Source organism: Pseudoduganella sp. R-32, from assembly GCF_049913245.1.
In the GTDB taxonomy this organism is placed as follows: Bacteria; Pseudomonadota; Gammaproteobacteria; order Burkholderiales; family Burkholderiaceae_D; genus Rugamonas.
On the sequence record NZ_CP183987.1, the window covers coordinates 1,904,093 to 1,920,728 of the forward strand.

At 60.7% G+C, this 16,636-nt stretch carries 6 protein-coding genes; 1 reads left to right on the plus strand and 5 read right to left on the minus strand.

The window, feature by feature from the left end:
* Nucleotides 1-60: 60 nt before the first annotated feature.
* Nucleotides 61-2,700, minus strand: coding sequence for a TonB-dependent receptor (locus ACN9MU_RS08890; protein ID WP_426169789.1), 2,640 nt, complete (start codon nucleotides 2,698-2,700; stop codon nucleotides 61-63).
* Nucleotides 2,701-3,135: 435 nt separating this feature from the next.
* On the opposite strand from ACN9MU_RS08890, the gene aroG reads away from it, so the two are divergent.
* Nucleotides 3,136-4,194, plus strand: a complete 1,059-nt coding sequence (gene aroG, locus ACN9MU_RS08895; RefSeq protein ID WP_426169791.1) for a 3-deoxy-7-phosphoheptulonate synthase AroG — start codon at nucleotides 3,136-3,138, stop codon at nucleotides 4,192-4,194.
* Between the two features lie 127 nt (nucleotides 4,195-4,321).
* On the opposite strand, the gene ACN9MU_RS08900 is transcribed toward aroG, so the two are convergent.
* The 4 genes from ACN9MU_RS08900 to ACN9MU_RS08915 all read right to left on the minus strand — a co-directional run bounded on the left by ACN9MU_RS08900 (nucleotide 4,322) and on the right by ACN9MU_RS08915 (nucleotide 16,517).
* Complete coding sequence (locus ACN9MU_RS08900; protein ID WP_426169794.1) at nucleotides 4,322-7,114, minus strand: TonB-dependent receptor domain-containing protein; 2,793 nt, start codon at nucleotides 7,112-7,114, stop codon at nucleotides 4,322-4,324.
* Between the two features lie 392 nt (nucleotides 7,115-7,506).
* On the minus strand, nucleotides 7,507-10,323 hold the full coding sequence (locus tag ACN9MU_RS08905) for a TonB-dependent receptor (protein WP_426169797.1): 2,817 nt from the start codon (nucleotides 10,321-10,323) through the stop codon (nucleotides 7,507-7,509).
* A 164-nt stretch (nucleotides 10,324-10,487) separates the two neighbouring features.
* The gene (locus ACN9MU_RS08910) at nucleotides 10,488-13,385 is read right to left on the minus strand and encodes a TonB-dependent receptor (protein ID WP_426169799.1); all 2,898 of its coding nucleotides are present in this window, start codon (nucleotides 13,383-13,385) and stop codon (nucleotides 10,488-10,490) included.
* A gap of 363 nt (nucleotides 13,386-13,748) precedes the next feature.
* Nucleotides 13,749-16,517, minus strand: coding sequence for a TonB-dependent receptor (locus ACN9MU_RS08915; protein ID WP_426169802.1), 2,769 nt, complete (start codon nucleotides 16,515-16,517; stop codon nucleotides 13,749-13,751).
* Nucleotides 16,518-16,636: the final 119 nt, after the last annotated feature.

Below are 16,636 nucleotides of genomic sequence, written 5' to 3' on the forward strand. Positions count from 1 at the left end.
AATTGGGGTTTAGTTTTAGATACCGTATTTCTCTTTAGCTTACGTATTATTACGCACGAGTCAGAAGCTGTAGCTGGCGCGCAGGTAGATGGCGCGGCCGATCGGGTCGGAGTAGCGCGGGTCATACCCCTTCTGGAACACGGTGCCCTGGTTGGTGAACGGCGGGTCCTTGTCCAGCAGGTTCTTCACGCCGCCAGTCAGGGTCAGGCCCTTCCAGCCGGTGTAGGTCGCCGACAGGTTCCACAGCTGGTAGGAGTCGACCTTGTTGAAGAATTCCGGCGCCACGAAGTTCTGGTCTACATAACCGGACTTGAAGTTCTGCGACAGCGTCGCGCTCCATGGGCCTTCGCGCCAGGTCAGCGAGGCATTGTGGCGCCAGCGCATGATCGGGCCGTTGTCGCCGTAAGTACCGACGTTCTGGATGAACGCGCCGTCGCGCTCGTTCTGGTACTTGTAGCTGTGGACCCAGGTACCGTCCAGGGTGAAGCTGAAGTTGCCGTATGCGGTGCGGCCGGAGCTGACAGTTGCACTCAGGTCGATACCGTCGGTCTTGACCCGGCCCAGGTTTTCGTTCAGGTCGAGGATGGCGAACGGCGAGCCGTCCGGGTTGCGCAGGAAGCGATCCTTGTACTTCGCATAGTTGCCGTAGATCGCTTGCTCCGGCAGGGCGCCGATCTTGTCTTTCAGGCGGATGTTCCAGTAGTCCAGCGCAATGGTCGTATTGCGCACCGGCTCGAACACGGCGCCGAAGGAGAAGGTCTTGGATTTTTCCGGCGTCAGCGCAGCATTGCCGCCTTGCAGCTTGAACTGCTGCAGGTCGCAATCGCGCAGCGGGTTGGCTCCAGGCTGCGGCACGCCGCCCGGGCACAGGATCGGGTCGTCGTAGGAGTTGCTGGTGTCGTTCTTCGACTGCGGCGCGTTCTTCTCGAACAGGGTCGGGGCGCGGAAGCCGGTGCTGGCCGATGCGCGCAGCAGCAGTTGCTGCATCGGCTGGTAGCGCACGCCCAGTTTCGGATTGGTGGTGCTGCCCGCATCGCTGTAATGGTCGTAGCGCACCGCGGCCTGGATGTCGAGGTCCTTGATCAGCGGCACGCTCAATTCGCCGTACACCGCTTTCACATTGCGCGAACCGGTCTTGGACTGCGAACCGGACAGGCCGGAGCTGGACGCCTGGCCCGCGATATCGCGGTTCACGTTGAAGTCGGCGTCTTCCTTGCGGTATTCGGCGCCGAGCGCGACCGCCATGGCGCCGCCGGCCAGTTGCATCACGTCGCGCGAACCTTTGATGTCAAAGGTAGTGGACTTGTTCTTGGCGTCCTGCACCTTGCCGCGCAGGGCCACGCTGGCCAGGTAGGCACGGCCGGCTTCATTTTGCAGGCCGAAGGGATTCAGGATGCCGTTCTGCACGCCGGCAGCGAAGCCGGCGTCCTGCACATAGCCGCCGGTAAAGTTTTCTTCAGACTTGCTGACCGAGTGGTTCAGGCCGGCCTTGTAGTCCCAGCCTGCGGCGATGCCTTCCAGCGCGGCCACCAGGCGGTCGCCTTCACCCTTGGAGTTGATGCGGCGCTGGCCGGCTTCCGTTGGACGCCAGTTGACCGACAGCGGCTCGCCCGACAGGTTAGGCTGGGCCGGCACGCCGCCCGAATTACCTGGATAGTAAGGGCTGGTGATGGGCAGCGACAGGCCGGTCTGCGGCGGCGGCGCGGTGCGCGACACGACCTTGTTACGCGAGTGCAGGTATTCCAGGCTGGCCGTGGTATCGGCGTTCAGCTTGAATGCTGCCTTGCCGAAGAAGACCAGGCGGTCCTGCTCAGGCAGGTCGTCGATCTGGCGCGTATAGTCCTGGCGGCAGGTGCCATCCGAGGCGCGCGGCAGCGAGAGCGGCGGGTTGCAGCCGCCGGCAAAGCCGGGGTTGCCGGTGGCTTCGGTGACCGGATCGAAGTAGTTGCCGGGGAAGGTAGTGCCGGAGGTGCCGTCCGATACAGTCATGCCGCGTTCGGGGATCACGGCAGTCTTCGAGAAGTCGCGCTGTTGCGAGGTCAGTACATCCTGCTTCTGCCAGTCCAGCACGCCCATCAGGTTCCAGCCATCCTGGTCGAGGTTGCCGATGCCGCTGACGATATTGGCGCGGCGTTCCTTGCCGCCCGATTCGCGCGGCAGCATGGTCTCGGCCGTGACGGTGGTGCCGGTCACGGAACGCTTGGTGATGAAGTTGATGACGCCGCCGATGGCATCGGTACCGTAGATGGCCGAAGCACCGTCGCGCAGTACTTCGACCCGCTCCAGTGCCGCCACCGGGATCACGTTCAGGTCGACGCTGGCACCGTCATAGGGGTGGTTGGCGATGCGGCGGCCATTCAGCAGCACCAGGGTCTTGTCGCCGCCGAGGCCGCGCAGGTCGGCCACGGCCTGGCCGCCGGTCGGCAGGCCGCTGGCGTTGCCGCCCACCACGTTGCCGGCACCCATACTGGTCTGGTTGGACGGGATGCGGTCCAGGACTTCCTGGGCGGTGGTCAGGCCTTGCTTGGTGAATTCCTCGGCCTTGAACACGGAAAGCGGCTGGGAGGTTTCCGACACCAGCCGCTTGATGGACGAACCGGTCACTTCGACGCGGATCATTTTTTCTTCAGGAGCCTGTTGCTGCGCCATGGCCGGCAACACCGCCAGTGCGCCGAATGCTGACAACAGGGAATAGATCATGGATTTAGCCTTGATTGTAGCCAACGTACTTCTCCTCAAATAGAAGGTGTGCCAAGACCGACGGAAGTGCTTGAGTTAGGCACTTGCAAAGGTTGAACAAATTCTATTTGATATCTGATAACAATCGCCAAAAACTACTATTCGGAAACTCTTTTGTGTTGCGCCTGCGCGTCTACTTCCTGCTTGCAAGCGAACTCAAGCCTCGCTTGCAATGGGCGCTAACTGTTGTTATAGTGGATCGAAATCCGCGGAACTCTACCCATGCACCTGCACTTTTTTACCGGCTTTTTTTACTTTAGCAATTCCAACCCAAAGGCGGTGGAGTAGCGGCCGGTTCACGTAGCAGCAAAACGAGATCCCAGCAGATACAAGACAAACCGCCAGTAATGGCGGTTTTTTTTTACCGATTTTATTTAAGTCTCAGGAGAAACCATCATGCAACGTACCGACGACCTGCGTATTCGTGAAATGAAGGAGCTGACGCCACCGTCGCACCTGATTCGCGAATTTCCCTGCACGGAAGCGGCATCCAACACGGCCTCCCAAGCGCGCGTCGCGCTGCATCGCATCCTGCATGGACAGGACGACCGCCTGATGGTGGTGATCGGCCCATGCTCGATCCACGACCCGAAAGCCGCGCTGGAGTATGCGCGGCGCCTGGCGCCGGTACGCGAACGCCTCAAGGGCGACCTGGAAATCGTGATGCGCGTGTACTTCGAAAAGCCGCGTACCACGGTGGGTTGGAAGGGCATGATCAACGACCCCTACATGGACAACAGCTTCCGCATCAACGATGGCCTGCGCATGGCGCGCGAACTGCTGCGCGACATCAATGAGATGGGTCTGCCGGCCGGCACCGAATTCCTGGACGTGATCAGCCCGCAGTACATCGCCGACCTGATCTCCTGGGGCGCGATCGGTGCCCGCACCACCGAATCCCAGGTGCACCGCGAACTGGCTTCCGGCCTGTCCTGCCCGGTGGGCTTCAAGAACGGCACGGACGGCAACACCAAGATCGCAGTGGAAGCGATCAAGGCCGCATCGCAGCCGCATCACTTCCTGTCCGTGACCAAGGGCGGCCATTCGGCGATCGTGTCGACCAACGGCAATGAGGATTGCCACATCATCCTGCGCGGAGGCAAGACCCCGAACTATGATGCGGCCAGCGTGGAAGAAGCGTGCAAGGCCATTTCCGGCTACGGCCTGGCAGCGCGCCTGATGATCGATGCTTCGCACGCTAATTCCTCGAAGAAGCCGGAAAACCAGGTGCCGGTCTGCGCCGACATCGCGCAGCAGGTGGCGGGCGGCGATACGCGCATCGTTGGCGTCATGGTGGAATCGCACCTGGTGGCTGGACGCCAGGACCTGGTGCCAGGCAAGGAATTGACCTACGGCCAGTCGATCACCGATGGCTGCATCGACTGGGATGCCAGCGTACTGGTGCTGGAAAACCTGGCTGCCGCAGTGCGCCAGCGCCGCCTGCAAGGCGAATAAACCTGCGGTTTGAGCCTGCCCCAAGGGGCGGGTTCGATCTGCGAAGGCTGCAGGCTGAAAAAGCAATAAAAAACCCCACCTGCGCATTGCGCAGGTGGGGTTTTTTGCACTCAGGCTACTTCAGCGATCAGTACTTGTACGTTGCGCCAACGTAGTAGGTACGGCCGATCGCGCTGGCGTAGCGTGGGTCGTAGCCCAGCTGGTGAGAACCAGTGTTACGCAGCGACAGCGGTGGGTTGCGGTCGGTCAGGTTCTTTACGCCGAAGGTCAGGTCCAGGCCCTTGATGGCGCGGAAGGTGGTCTGCCAGTCGAAGGTGGTGTAGCTTGGCACGTCCAGTTGCACGTCCACGCACTCCGCCGCTGCGTCGTTGGTATTGACCGCGCAGTTGTCCACGTCGTGGTGCTTGTCCTTGTAACCATTGCGGAAGTTGCCGGTCAGGTTGTGGGTGAAGCGACCGATGTCGTAGGTCAGGCTGGTGGCGATCACGTTGCGGAACTGCACAGCGTTATCGACGCCGTACACGTTCAGGCTCGACTGCCATTCGTCGTCGGTACCTGGAGTGGTGTACTTCGAGTGGTACAGGTAAGTACCGGCCAGGCGAGCGGTCAGCTTGCCTTCCCAGACTTTCTCGCGGAACTGGAAGTCGTAGTCCACGCCCTTGTTTTCCTGACGGCCGATGTTGATTGGCAGCAGTTTGATAGCCAGTTTGTCCAGGCCGGTGGAGGCCTTATGCTTCACCGTGTACAGTTCGATGTACTTGTTCGGGTTGGTGGCGATCAGGTCTTCGCTGACGCTGGCAACCGCATCACGGATTTCAACCGACCACAGGTCGATCTTGGCGCTGAAGTTCGAAGTTGGCTCGAATACTGCACCCAGGGTCCACTGGCGCGATTTTTCCGGCTTCAGTTCGGTGTTGCCGCCCTGGAACACTTCCAGCTGGCCGCGGGTGTCGCAGTATTGGGCCAGTGGGTGGTTCTGCAGGCCATTGGCTGCGCTCAGAGGGCAGTTGTAGGTACCGCCGGTCACGCCGAAGTCAGCCAGTGGCTGGCCGATCTGGGTCATGGAAGCGACCTTGAAACCGGTGCCGTAAGCGCCACGGAATACCATGGTCTTGGTTGGCTGCCAGCGGGTGCTGACCTTGAAGGTGCCTGCGGACTGATCTTTGCCCAGGTTGCCGCCATGCAGGTCGTCGCTCAGCTTGGTCACGCGGTCATAGCGCGCCGAAGTGGTAACCGACCAATCCTTGGTGATTGGGGTCTCCAGTTCGCCGAACACGCCGCCGCTCTTGCGCGAGAAGGCGAATTCCGGCTGCACGTCGTCGAACAGGATTTCGGCATTTGCCACAGCCTGGTTAGCCAGCTGAGAGAACTTGGTCTTGCGAATGTCTACGCCCATACCCAGCATGGCAGGGCCGGCCGGCAGGGAGAAGGCTTCGCGGGAACCGTGCAAGTCCCAGCCGTACACTTTAACGTCGGTAGTGTTGTAGTTGCCAACGTATTGGGTGGAGCGCAGCACGTCCTGCATGTCCTGAGGCATTTCGCCGAGTGCGTATGGGAACGGGTCCAGTTTGCCGGCCGCAACAGCTGCATCGAACTTGTCGGCCAGCGGGAAGCCGCCGAGGTAGTTCTGTGGTTGCTTGTTGCGAGAGTAGACCACAGCGGAATTGATATCCCAGCCTGCTGCCGAACCTTCCACGCCAGCGACGATGTTGCTTGCCTTGCTCTGGTAGTCGTAAGCGCGGCCACCCAGGTCTTGCAGACGGTACTTGACGGTTGCCGAGGTCATGCCGTTGAGCTGCTCAGCGGTCAGGTAAGGCTGCACGTATTTGGTGAATAGCGGGCTCGACTTCGCCAGCGAGAATTCAGCTGGGTATGGAGCGATGGTGGCGTAGATATCCGACTTGTTGTAAGAGATATCGGAGAAGGCTTTCCAGCCGGTGTTGCCCAGTTTCAGGCTGCCAGAGGCCCAGAAGCCATCGCGCTTGATTTCAGGAGAGATTTCCACCGAGGTGGTGTAGTCGAAGTAGCACTGGCCGTCGCCCAGATCAACGTGAGCGGCTGGGCACTTGCCGTTGAGCTTCAGGTAAGGGTTGACCGAGACCGAGCTCTTCTCGCCGGCGCTGTCCAGGTAGCCAACGGTCACGTTCGGAGGGATCGACCGCGAAGAACCGTTGAAGAACTGCAGTGGCTTGCCGGTCTTGGGATCGTTGAAATTGATGATGCCGGTCTTGGCGAAGTCGCGCTGCGAAGCCTTCAGGCGGTCGGCGTCCTGGTGGCTGTAGGACATGAACAGGCTGTAGCCATCATTCTCATAGTCGCCGAAGCCTTTGGAAATGGACACGGTGCGGTCGGTGCCGCCTGGGTGCTGTGGCTTGCTGTATTTAGCGTCGATGGTCAGGGGAGCTGCGCCCTTCTTCATGATGAAGTTAACCACGCCGGCGATCGCGTCTGCGCCGTACAGTGCGGAAGCACCGTCGGTCAGCACTTCGATACGCTCAACGGCTGCCAGCGGGATGGTGCTGATGTCGATGGTGGTGCCGGAGGTCGCAGGTGCGATACGACGGCCGTTAACCAGGACCAGGGTGTAGGATTCGCCAACACCGTGGATGGATGCGGTGGTCAGGCCGCCGCCGCCGCCGCCGACCGAGTCGGACGACGCGGTGAAGCCCTGCATCACAGGCAGTTGCTGGATGAAGTCGGTGACCGAGGTGACGCCGGTGCGCTGGATATCCTTCTGGCTGAATGTCTGAACCGGCAGCGATGCCTCAGCAGCGATGCGCTTGATCGAGGAACCGGTGATTTCCACGCGTTGCATTGGCTGTTCAGCTGCTTCTTGTGCGAATGCGGCGTGCATGCCAAGCGCCAGGCCCCCCGCGCAGATCACGCGGACCGAGCGGGACAGAATGGTTTCCTTCAACATATCTTTGATACTCCCAAGAATTACAAACTGTTTAAGGCCGTTGCCAGCCCTTAATTTTTGTTTGACGACAAACAGTGCAACTTGTGGTCTCTGCTTTACGTCCGCGCTTATCAAATCATTCATTGACGAACTGTGTCAATGAGAACCAAGTCGCAAGTTATCGAGACAACTTCAGCTTTGGCGCTGGCTTGCAACGATGGAAAAGACGTAAATTGGCCTGAGTTAGGAGATTTAGTGATGGGATGGCGACAATTTGAGCAATTGACATTGAGCTCGAATTTGCCGAAATGCAGCTTTTGAAACGGAAGGAAGTGTGCCCGATTTGCCACAAAAATTACAGAAACGATAAAAAGCCCCGCCCGGGCAGGCGGGGCTGGTCTTAGCGTTGCAGCTTAGAACTTGTAGGAGGCGCTCACATAAAACTGGCGACCCAGTGCCGACGAATAGGATGGGTTGTAACCCACCTGGTGCGAGCCGGTGTTGCGCAGGGTGAACGGCGGGTCGCGGTCGAACAGGTTGATGATGCCGCCGGTGATTTCCAGGTTCTTCACCGGGCGGTAAGCCGTCTGCAGGTCGAAGGTGGTGTAGCTCGGCACCTGCAGGGTGATGCCATAGCATTCGCCCGGTTGGCCAGCCACGATCACGGCGCAGTCATCGACGGATTGTTCCTTGTCGGTGTAACCGTTGCGGTAGCTGGCGCTCAGGGTATGGGTCCATTGCGCCTGCTCGAAACTGGTCGACGCGCGCACCACGTGGCGGAAGCTGACCTTGTCGTTCGAACCGTAGCGGTTCAGGCTCGATTCCCACTGGTCGTCGGTGCCTGGCGTGGTGTAGCGCGAACGGATCAGCCAGGTGCCGGCCAGGCGGCTGGTCAGCTTGCCGTCGAACAGCTTGGTCTTGTGGGTGAAGTCATAGTCGACGCCGCGGTTTTCCACCTTGCCGATATTGATCGGCAGCAGCTTGATGGCCAGCACGTCCTTGCCGGTCGAGCCGATGTGCTTGGTGGTGAACAGCTCGGCATACTTGGCCGGGTTGTCGAAGATCAGGCCTTCGGAGACGGCGGTCACCTGGTCGCGGATTTCCACGTTCCACAAGTCAAGCGACATCGACAGCGAGTTGGTCGGCTCGAACACGGTGCCGATGCTCCACTGCTTGGATTTCTCCGGCTTCAGGTCGGGGTTGCCGCCCTGGAAGGCTTCGAACTGCTGGCGTACCACGCCGTTGCAGTAGGAGGCCAGCGGGTGGCTGGTGCCAGTCAGCGGGCACTGGTAGTTGCCGCCAGTGACGCCCCAGTCTTCCAGCGGGCCGGCGATTTCCTGCATCGAGGCAGCGCGGAAGCCGGTGCCGGCTGCGGCGCGGAACAAGAGGTTCCTGGCCGCGGTGTACTTGGCGCTCAGCTTCCAGGTGGCAGCGTTTTCCTTGTTGCCGACTTTTTGGCCGGTCAGGTTGTTGTCGATGGCGCCGATCTGGTCGTAGCGGGCGGAACCGGTCAGTTCCAGCGCTTTGCTGACGGGCATGACCAGCTCGGTGTAGGCGCCAAAGTTGTCGCGCTCGTAGGCGCTGTCCACCTGCGGGTTGTCGAACAGGATCTGGGCGTTCTTGGCCACGTCGGCCTGGTTGACCTTGAACGAGGTGTTGCGGTAGTCGACGCCGACGCCGACCTGGGCCGCGCCGCCTGGCAGGGTGAACGCTTCGCGCGAGGCACGGGCATCCCAGCCCTTCATTTCCACGGTCTGGGTGTTGTAGGTGCCGTTGAATCCGGTCGACAGCAGGGTGTCGCGCATGGCTTGCGGCATTTCGCCCAGGCCGTATGCGAACGGGTCGATGCTGCCGGCGTCGATCGCAGCCTGGAACTTGTCCGCCAGCGGGAAGCCGCCGACGTACTTCTGGGTCTGCTTGTTCTTGGAGTAGGTCAGGGCCGAGTTGACATCCCAGCCTGCAATCGCGCCGTCCACGCCAGCCACCAGGTGGGTCGCCTTGGTGCCGTAGTCATAGGTGCGGTTGCCCATTTCGTACAGGCGGTACTTGGCCACGACCGAGGTGGCCCCGGCGTCCTGTTCGGCGCTCAGGTGTGGCTGGATGTACTTGTTGTACAAAGCCGAACCCTTGGCGACCGAGAAGTCGGCCGGGTAAGGCGCGATCGAGGCGACGACTTTCGCTTCGGTGTAAGCCAGGTCGTAGAAGCCCTTGAAGCCGGAATTGCCGAGCTTGACGCTACCGGACGAGAACAGGGCGTCGCGCTGCGATTTCGGGTTGATCTCGATGGTCGAGGCGCTGTCGAAGTAACAGTTGCCGTCGCCGTAGAAGTCGGCATTGACCGCGGCGCACTTGCCGCCGTGGGCCAGCGCATACGGGTTCAGGTTGACGGTCTTTTCCACCGGCTGGCCTGTGCCTGGGTCGATCTCGCTGGAGTTGTACGTCACGCCGGCGTTGGCTGGCAGCGAACGGGAAGAGCCGTTGATGAACTGCAGCTGCTTGCCGTTGGACGGGTCGGTGAAGTTGATGATGCCGGTCCGCGCGAAGTCGCGCTGGGACGCCTTGAGCTGCTTTTGCTCATCGTGGCTGACCGAGAAGAACACGCTGTAGCCGTCTTCATCGATGTCGCCAAAGCCCTTGCTCAGCGAGATGGCATTGCTGGCGCCACCGCTCTGCTCAGGGCGCGAGTACTTGGCGTTGATTTCCCAGTCGGTGGCACCCTTTTTCAGGATGAAATTGACCACGCCAGCGATGGCGTCGGCGCCGTACAGGGCGGAGGCGCCGTCGGTCAGCACTTCCACGCGCTCGATGGCCGACAGCGGGATGGAGTTCAGGTCGATGGTGGTGCCGGAGTTGGCCGGGGCGACGCGGCGGCCGTTCAGCAGCACCAGGGTGTAGGCGGCGCCGATGTCGTGGATGGAGGCGGTGGTCACGCCGCCGCCGCCGCCGCCGACCGAGTCGGCCGCCACGGAGAAGCCCTGCATGGCTGGCAGTTGCTGGATGAAGTCGGTCACGGTGGACACGCCGGACTTCTTGATGTCTTTCTGGCTGAACGATTGCACCGGCAGCGAGGATTCGGCAGCAATACGCTTGATGCTGGAACCGGTGATTTCAACGCGCTGCATCGGCGCTTCGGGGCTTGCTTCCTGGGCAATGGCGGCGGCGCTGCCGATGGCCAGGCTACCGGCGAACATCACGCGCAGGGTGCGCGACAGGGCTTTCTCGATGATCATTGATAAACATCTCAGTAATAAATTAATGGGAGTGTTATCAGATCATCGGCGGCTTAGTTTGGCAATGGATGTTTGATAAGTGAAACAAATGAAACATTAGGCGACAATAAAAAAATCCCCGCCAACTTGCGCGGGCGGGGAGCGGGAGTCGTGCTAAAGGTGGGTTACTTGAACTTGTAGCTGGCAGTCAGGTAGAAGGTACGGCCCAGCGGGTCGGTGTAGCGACCGTCGTAGCCAACCTGGTTGCCGCCGCCGGTGTCGCGGATCGACAGCGGCGGATCCTTGTCCAGCAGGTTGCGGATACCACCGGTGATCGACAGGTTCTGGTTGAAGACGTACTTCGACTGCCAGTCGAGGGTGGTGTAGGCCTTGACCTTGCGGCCCTCCATGTCGACGTAGCCGCCCAGTGTGCCGTCGTCGTTGACCGAGCGCACGCGGCCATCGTCGGCCGTGTAATTCTTGTCGGCGTAGCCGGACTTGTAGTTCACGGTCAGCGAGTTGGCCCACTGCTCGCTCGACTTCAGCGAGAACACCAGGCGCGAAATCCAGCGGAAGGTCACGTCGTCGTAGGAGTCGAAGCGTGCGATGCTGCTTTCAGTCTTGTTTTCGCCAGGCTTGTCTGCGTCAGGCACGGTCTTTTCGGCCTTCAGCATATAGGTGGCGGACCAGTTCGTGGTCAACTTGCCGATCGGGGTGGCGGCGCGGAAGGTGGCATCGAGATCGATGCCGCGATAACGCGAGCTGGCCAGGTTCAGCGGCGACTGGGTCATCACCAGGACTTTCGATTTCTGGATCGGATCGAAGTAGATGGTGGCGTACTTGTTGGCCAGTGCTTCGGTGCCGAACAGCATGTCCTGCGACAGGTTCTGGATCTGGTTCTTCAGGCGCACGTCCCAGAAGTCCACGCCCAGCGACAGCGAGTCCATCGGTTCCAGGCGCATGCCGATCGACGCCTGCTTCGAGGTTTCAGGCTTCAGCGCATCGGCGCCGGTGCCTGGGTTACCCACGGTCAGCAGGCCGTATTCCTGCACGCCGCGGCAGTAAGCGAAGCGTGGGTCGGCCGCGTTCTTGATCGGGCAGGCGAAGAAGTTCGACGAGCCTGCGTTTTTCAGTGGGTCGGAGATGTCATTCATGGTCGGCGCCTTGAAGCCGGTGCCGTAGGAGCCACGCAGCATCACTTCTTTCGAAGGCTGCCAGCGGGCGGACAACTTGAAGGTAGTCTTCGAGACGTCTTTGCCCTGCTTGCCTGCCAGTGACGGATTGCCGTTTACGTCATAGCTGGTATTGCGCTTGTCGACCGCGTCGTAGCTGTCATAACGCGCCGAAGCGGTCACGTCCAGGCCTTTGATGACAGGCATTTGCAGCTCGCCGAATGCACCCCAGTTGTTGCGCTTGGCATCCAGCGGCTGGGAGCCAGTGCTGCCGCCGATGACGGTGTCGGTCCAGCCCGGATTGCCTGGGCCAGGGCCCATCACGATCCTGCTCGGCGAGTCTTCATACTTCTGCATGGTGTAGTCGGCACCCAGGCCCAGGGCGGCATTGCCGCCTGCCATGGCGAACACTTCACGCGATGCGTGGGCGCTCAGCACGTCCAGCTTGGACTTGGTGGTCGACAGGTTTTCATGCAGCACAGCCGGCGCCAGGATGGAAGCGGCATTCGGGTCGAAGACGTAAGGGTTGTAAGCGCCGGACTGGACCAGGGCTTCGAACTTGTCGCCGCTCATGTAGCCGCCTGCAGCCTTGTCGGTCTGCTTGTTCTGCGAATGGGTGTAGGCTGCGCCGACGTCCCAGCCAGCGAACTCGGAGTCCAGGCCGACGGAGAAGTGCAGGGCCTTGGTGCCCCAGTCATCGGTACGGCCGCCCGCGTCACGCGCACGGTAGTACAGGTAGGCGTCGGTCACGGCGTTCGGGTCGATGCCCTGGCCAGCCAGCAGCGGCTCAACCGACTTCTTGTAAGGCACGATGTAGACCGGGCTGATGGTCTTCACGTGGGTTTCCGGATCGGTGCTCATGGTGGTCAGCGGCTGCGCCGGTGCCGCGTAGCGTGCGGTGCTGGTGAACTTGGAATAGACGAACTCGCCGGTCAGGCGGGTCTTGTCGGAGATCTTCAGCGCGCCGGAAGTGAACAGGCTGTCACGCTTCAGCTCAGGCAGCAGTTCCACGGTTGCCGCATAGTCGTAGCGGCAAACGCCGCTGCGCGCGAACGTGTTGGGGCCGCTGCACTTGCCGTTGTTGACCAGGTCCGGCGAGAACGTTGCTTCGACATCGGGACCGTTGAACACGTCGGCATTGGCCGGGATCGAGTTGATCGAGTTCTGCCAGGTCGCATATTGCTTGCCGTCCTTGCTGAACTTGACCACGCCGGAGTTGGCGAACGGGCGCTGGGTGGCGTTCAGTGCCTTGCTCTGGTCGTGGCTGTACGCCAGCATGACGTTGAAACCGTCGCTATCATAGTTGCCGAAGCCTTTGGTGATCGAGACGTTGGCGCTCTGGCCGCCTTTATGTTGCGGGCGGTTGTAAGTGGCGTCGATGTTCAGGTCGTTCTGGTTTTTCTTCAGGATGAAGTTGACCACGCCGGCGATGGCGTCCGAGCCGTACAGCGTGGAGGCGCCGTCGGTCAGGATCTCGACGCGCTCAACCGCTGCCAGCGGGATCGATGCCAGGTTGACGGCGCTGCCGGTGCCATAAGGCGCCATGCGCTTGCCGTTCAGCAGCACCAGGGTATAGTCGGTACCGATCGAGTGCACCGATGCGCTCTGCACGCCGCCGCCGCCGCCGTTGATGGAAGCGGACGAGGTGATCATGCCCTGCATCGAAGGCAGCAGGGCAACCAGGTCGGCCACGTTCTGCACGCCGGTTTGATCGATGTCCTTGCGGCTCAGGGTTTGGATCGGCAACGCACCCTCTTGGGCAATGCGTTTGATCGACGAACCGGTAATTTCAACGCGCTGGATGGCAGCGTCAGTTTGCTGGGCGAAAACTGGTGCACAGACTCCGGCTGCCAGCAAGCCGCTGGCGCAGGCCAGGCGGATTGCATACGACAGGCTGTTCTCTTTCATCATAATTCTTTGATCTCCCAGAAGGTGGACTGTTCTTTGCATTTGCGCAAAACCTAGCAATAGGCTGCTAGTACTTTCTTGCAAGTGTTCTCGTCTTGCAATCTTTTCGATACAAAAAGCCACAGACTGTTACGAAAGCGCAACAATGGCTGGCTCCAGGCGTGTGGGAAGTTGGCCTGAGATGAAGATCTTTACTGTAGTTGGAAGGATTTGGCTCCTTTTTGCCAGAAAGGCGCAATCGCTCTGCTACTGAATATTTCTTATTGTAACTATTCAGAAACATGCGCCTTGTGTACACAACTTGCGGCAGGGGTGAAAAAAAACGGCACCGAAGTGCCGTTTTGGGAGTGCTTCAAGCCTCGTGGCTTAGAAGAACTTGTACTGCGCGCCGAGCTTGAAGTAGCGGCCAATGGCGCCGGAAGCGTCCATCGGGTTGTAGCTCATGCCGCCGTAGGTCAGTGGGTCCAGCGGCGCGATCTTGTCGGTCACGTTGTTGATCGAAGCGAACACCGTGAACTGCTGGTTCACGTTGTAGCGCGCCGACAGGTCCAGGGTGGTGAACGAGGCGATCTTGCAGCCGTTGGTGCCCGGCTGGCCGTTGGCCAGGGTGGAGGCGCAAGGATCACCGGCGAACTTGACGTTCTCCATGCTATCGCGGTAGTTGACGATACCGGCAACGTTCCAGTCACGGAAGTCCCAAGATGCGTTCAGGTTCATCTTGTTCTTAGGCGTGCCGGCGCAGTTTGAAGTGTCGCAGTTGCCGTGGGTGCCGTTGAACTGGTACACGGTAGTGGCGGACTCGTGACGCTTCCAGGTCGCGGTATGGGTCCATACGAAGCCCACAGTTGCGCGGCCGTACTCGCCCAGGCGGATGCGCTGCTTGACATCCAGGTCCACGCCGCTGACTTCGGTGAAGCTGGAGTTGCGGTACGGCGCCTGTGTCAGCACCAGGGTGCCCGAATTCGGGATCACGACGCCGTTGACGACCAGGTTGTTGTCGTTGCGGATGGCGGTTGGCAGGGCAGCTGCTTCGTTGTATGGCAGCGGGTTGATCTCGTTGCTACGCTTGATCTTCCACGCATCGAGCGCCAGGCTGGTGCCGTCGAACGGGTCCCACACGATGCCCAGGGTCGAGCCCTTGGAGGTTTCAGGTTTCAGGGCAGAGGAGCCAACCTTCACAGCTGCAACCGGAATGCCGCAGTCGGTCGAGGTAGCACCGCCAGGTGCCGGCGTTTTGCCGTTCGGGCAGCGGATTGGATCGGTAACGGTGGAAGTGCCGGTCGATTGCGACAGCGGGGAACCTTCCGCTGGGCCAGGAGCACGGAAGCCTTCGGTGTAAGTACCGCGCAGGGCGAAGGACTTGACCGGGGTCCATTTGAAGCCGGCTTTAGGCGTAGTGGAATTGAAACTGTCGTACTTGTCGTAACGTACGGCAGCGCTCAGTTCCAGGCCTTTCAGCACCGGGGCGGCCAGTTCGAGGAAGACTGCCGATACCTTGTTGTCGCCGAAGGCTGCAACGTAGGAAGAGTTGATCGAACCGTCGATCGAGCCGGACAGCGACGGGTTTTCCAGCTTTTCACGGCGGTGTTCGGCGCCGACTGCCAGGCCCAGGTTGCCGCCTGGCAGGGCGAACAGTTCACGCGAAGCGTGGAAGTCGATCACGTCCAGCTTGGTGGTCGAATCCGAGGTCGCGTTGGTGACCAGGGCAGAGTACAGGGCAGCCGAGTTCTTGGACGCTTCGGTGCCGATGTAGTACCAGCCGTACTGGGTCGGATCGCGCATTGCCGTGCGCAGCACGTTCAGGTTCAGCATATTGCTGTAGTCCAGGTGCAGCTTGGACTTGGAGTGGGTCAGGCCAGCGTCGTAGTCCCAGCCGGCGACCGCGCCTTTGATTCCCACCACGAATCGATTGAACTCGTTGTTGGCCGAGCGGGTGCTTGGGCCGATATCAAACGCGGTGTAGCGCACGCGGGTCGCCACGCCATATGGGTTCTGCGGGTGGTTTGCGCCCATCAATGCCAGCGCGCCGTAGTTGACGAAACCCAGCGGGTTGGCGGCATTCGGCGGGAAAGCCACCGTTGGCGTGATCGATGGCGGCGTCATGGTGAAGGCGGTATCGCGCTTCGAGTAGCCGGCTTCAGCGTACACCTGGGTGTCGCCATTGACCTGCCAGGTGCCGCGCGTGTACAGGTTGACCGATTCGATCTCCGGCTGCATGTCGCGGAACTGATCCTGATGCCACAGGCAGCCGCCGTTGGCGCCGGTCTGGTCCTTGGTGGCGCTCAGGGTGGAGCAGCCAGGCAGGCCGACGTAATCCAGGGTGGCCGGATTGCGGATCGCGCCGGCTGGACCAGCCGAAGCGTTGTTGTTGCCGGCGATGTAGCCGCCGGCGAACTGGGTGCCGACCGGGAAGCCGTACGGACGCAGGTCGCCCTTGCCGATGTGGCCGCGGTCCTTGCGGTCGCTGTTCTTGATACGGTCCGAATCCGTGAACTCGGCATTGACCACCCAGTTGTACTTGTCTTCGTCCAGGTTGCCCAGCCCGTAGGTGATGGAAGCCTTGTTCTGCTTGCCGTCGTCGTAGCGCGACCAGCCGGTATCACCCTTGACTTGCAGGCCCTCGAAGTCCTTGCGCAGGATGATGTTGACCACGCCGGCGATTGCGTCTGCGCCGTAGGTGGAGGAAGCGCCGTCTTTCAGGATTTCAATGCGCTCGACGATCTGCATCGGCACCGTGGACAGGTCGGTAAAGCTCTTCTGGCCGTCGTCGGCACGTGCGAATGGGGCCATGCGGCGGCCGTTCAACAGTACCAGGGTCGACGTCGCACCGAGGCCGCGCAGGGAAATCGCGGTGGAGCCAGCAGCGAAGCCGTTGCCGAAACCAGTCGGCAGCGAACCGGCGCCGTCAACGGTCAGGGTCTGCAGGTATTCGGCCACGGTTGCCTTGCCGGACTTCATCAAGTCTTCCTTGCTGATGACCTGGATGGGCGATGCAGTTTCCTGGGTCGCACGCTTGATGCTCGAGCCGGTCACTTCCACGCGCTGCATTGGCGCCGGGGCTTCCTGCGCAAAGACAGGGGCGGCTATGGTGGCCAGCATACCGCCGGCGCAAACCAGCCGTACGGAACGAGCCATGATTTTTTCCATCATGTTTGCTATCTCCAAAAATTTGGAATAAAAAGACGAGCTACAGCTTTTGACTACTGCTTCGGCGCTCCCATTGGAAGGAACCATCTATGTGATTCCTCGGGGAA

Bases quoted from the DNA above. Each gene is read 5' to 3' on its own strand.
- ACN9MU_RS08890 (WP_426169789.1), bottom strand. From the start codon at position 2,700: ATGATCTATTCCCTGTTGTCAGCATTCGGCGCACTGGCGGTGTTGCCG.
- aroG (WP_426169791.1), top strand. From the start codon at position 3,136: ATGCAACGTACCGACGACCTGCGTATTCGTGAAATGAAGGAGCTGACG.
- ACN9MU_RS08910 (WP_426169799.1), bottom strand. From the start codon at position 13,385: ATGATGAAAGAGAACAGCCTGTCGTATGCAATCCGCCTGGCCTGCGCC.
- ACN9MU_RS08915 (WP_426169802.1), bottom strand. From the start codon at position 16,517: ATGGCTCGTTCCGTACGGCTGGTTTGCGCCGGCGGTATGCTGGCCACC.
- ACN9MU_RS08905 (WP_426169797.1), bottom strand. From the start codon at position 10,323: ATGATCATCGAGAAAGCCCTGTCGCGCACCCTGCGCGTGATGTTCGCC.
- ACN9MU_RS08900 (WP_426169794.1), bottom strand. From the start codon at position 7,114: ATGTTGAAGGAAACCATTCTGTCCCGCTCGGTCCGCGTGATCTGCGCG.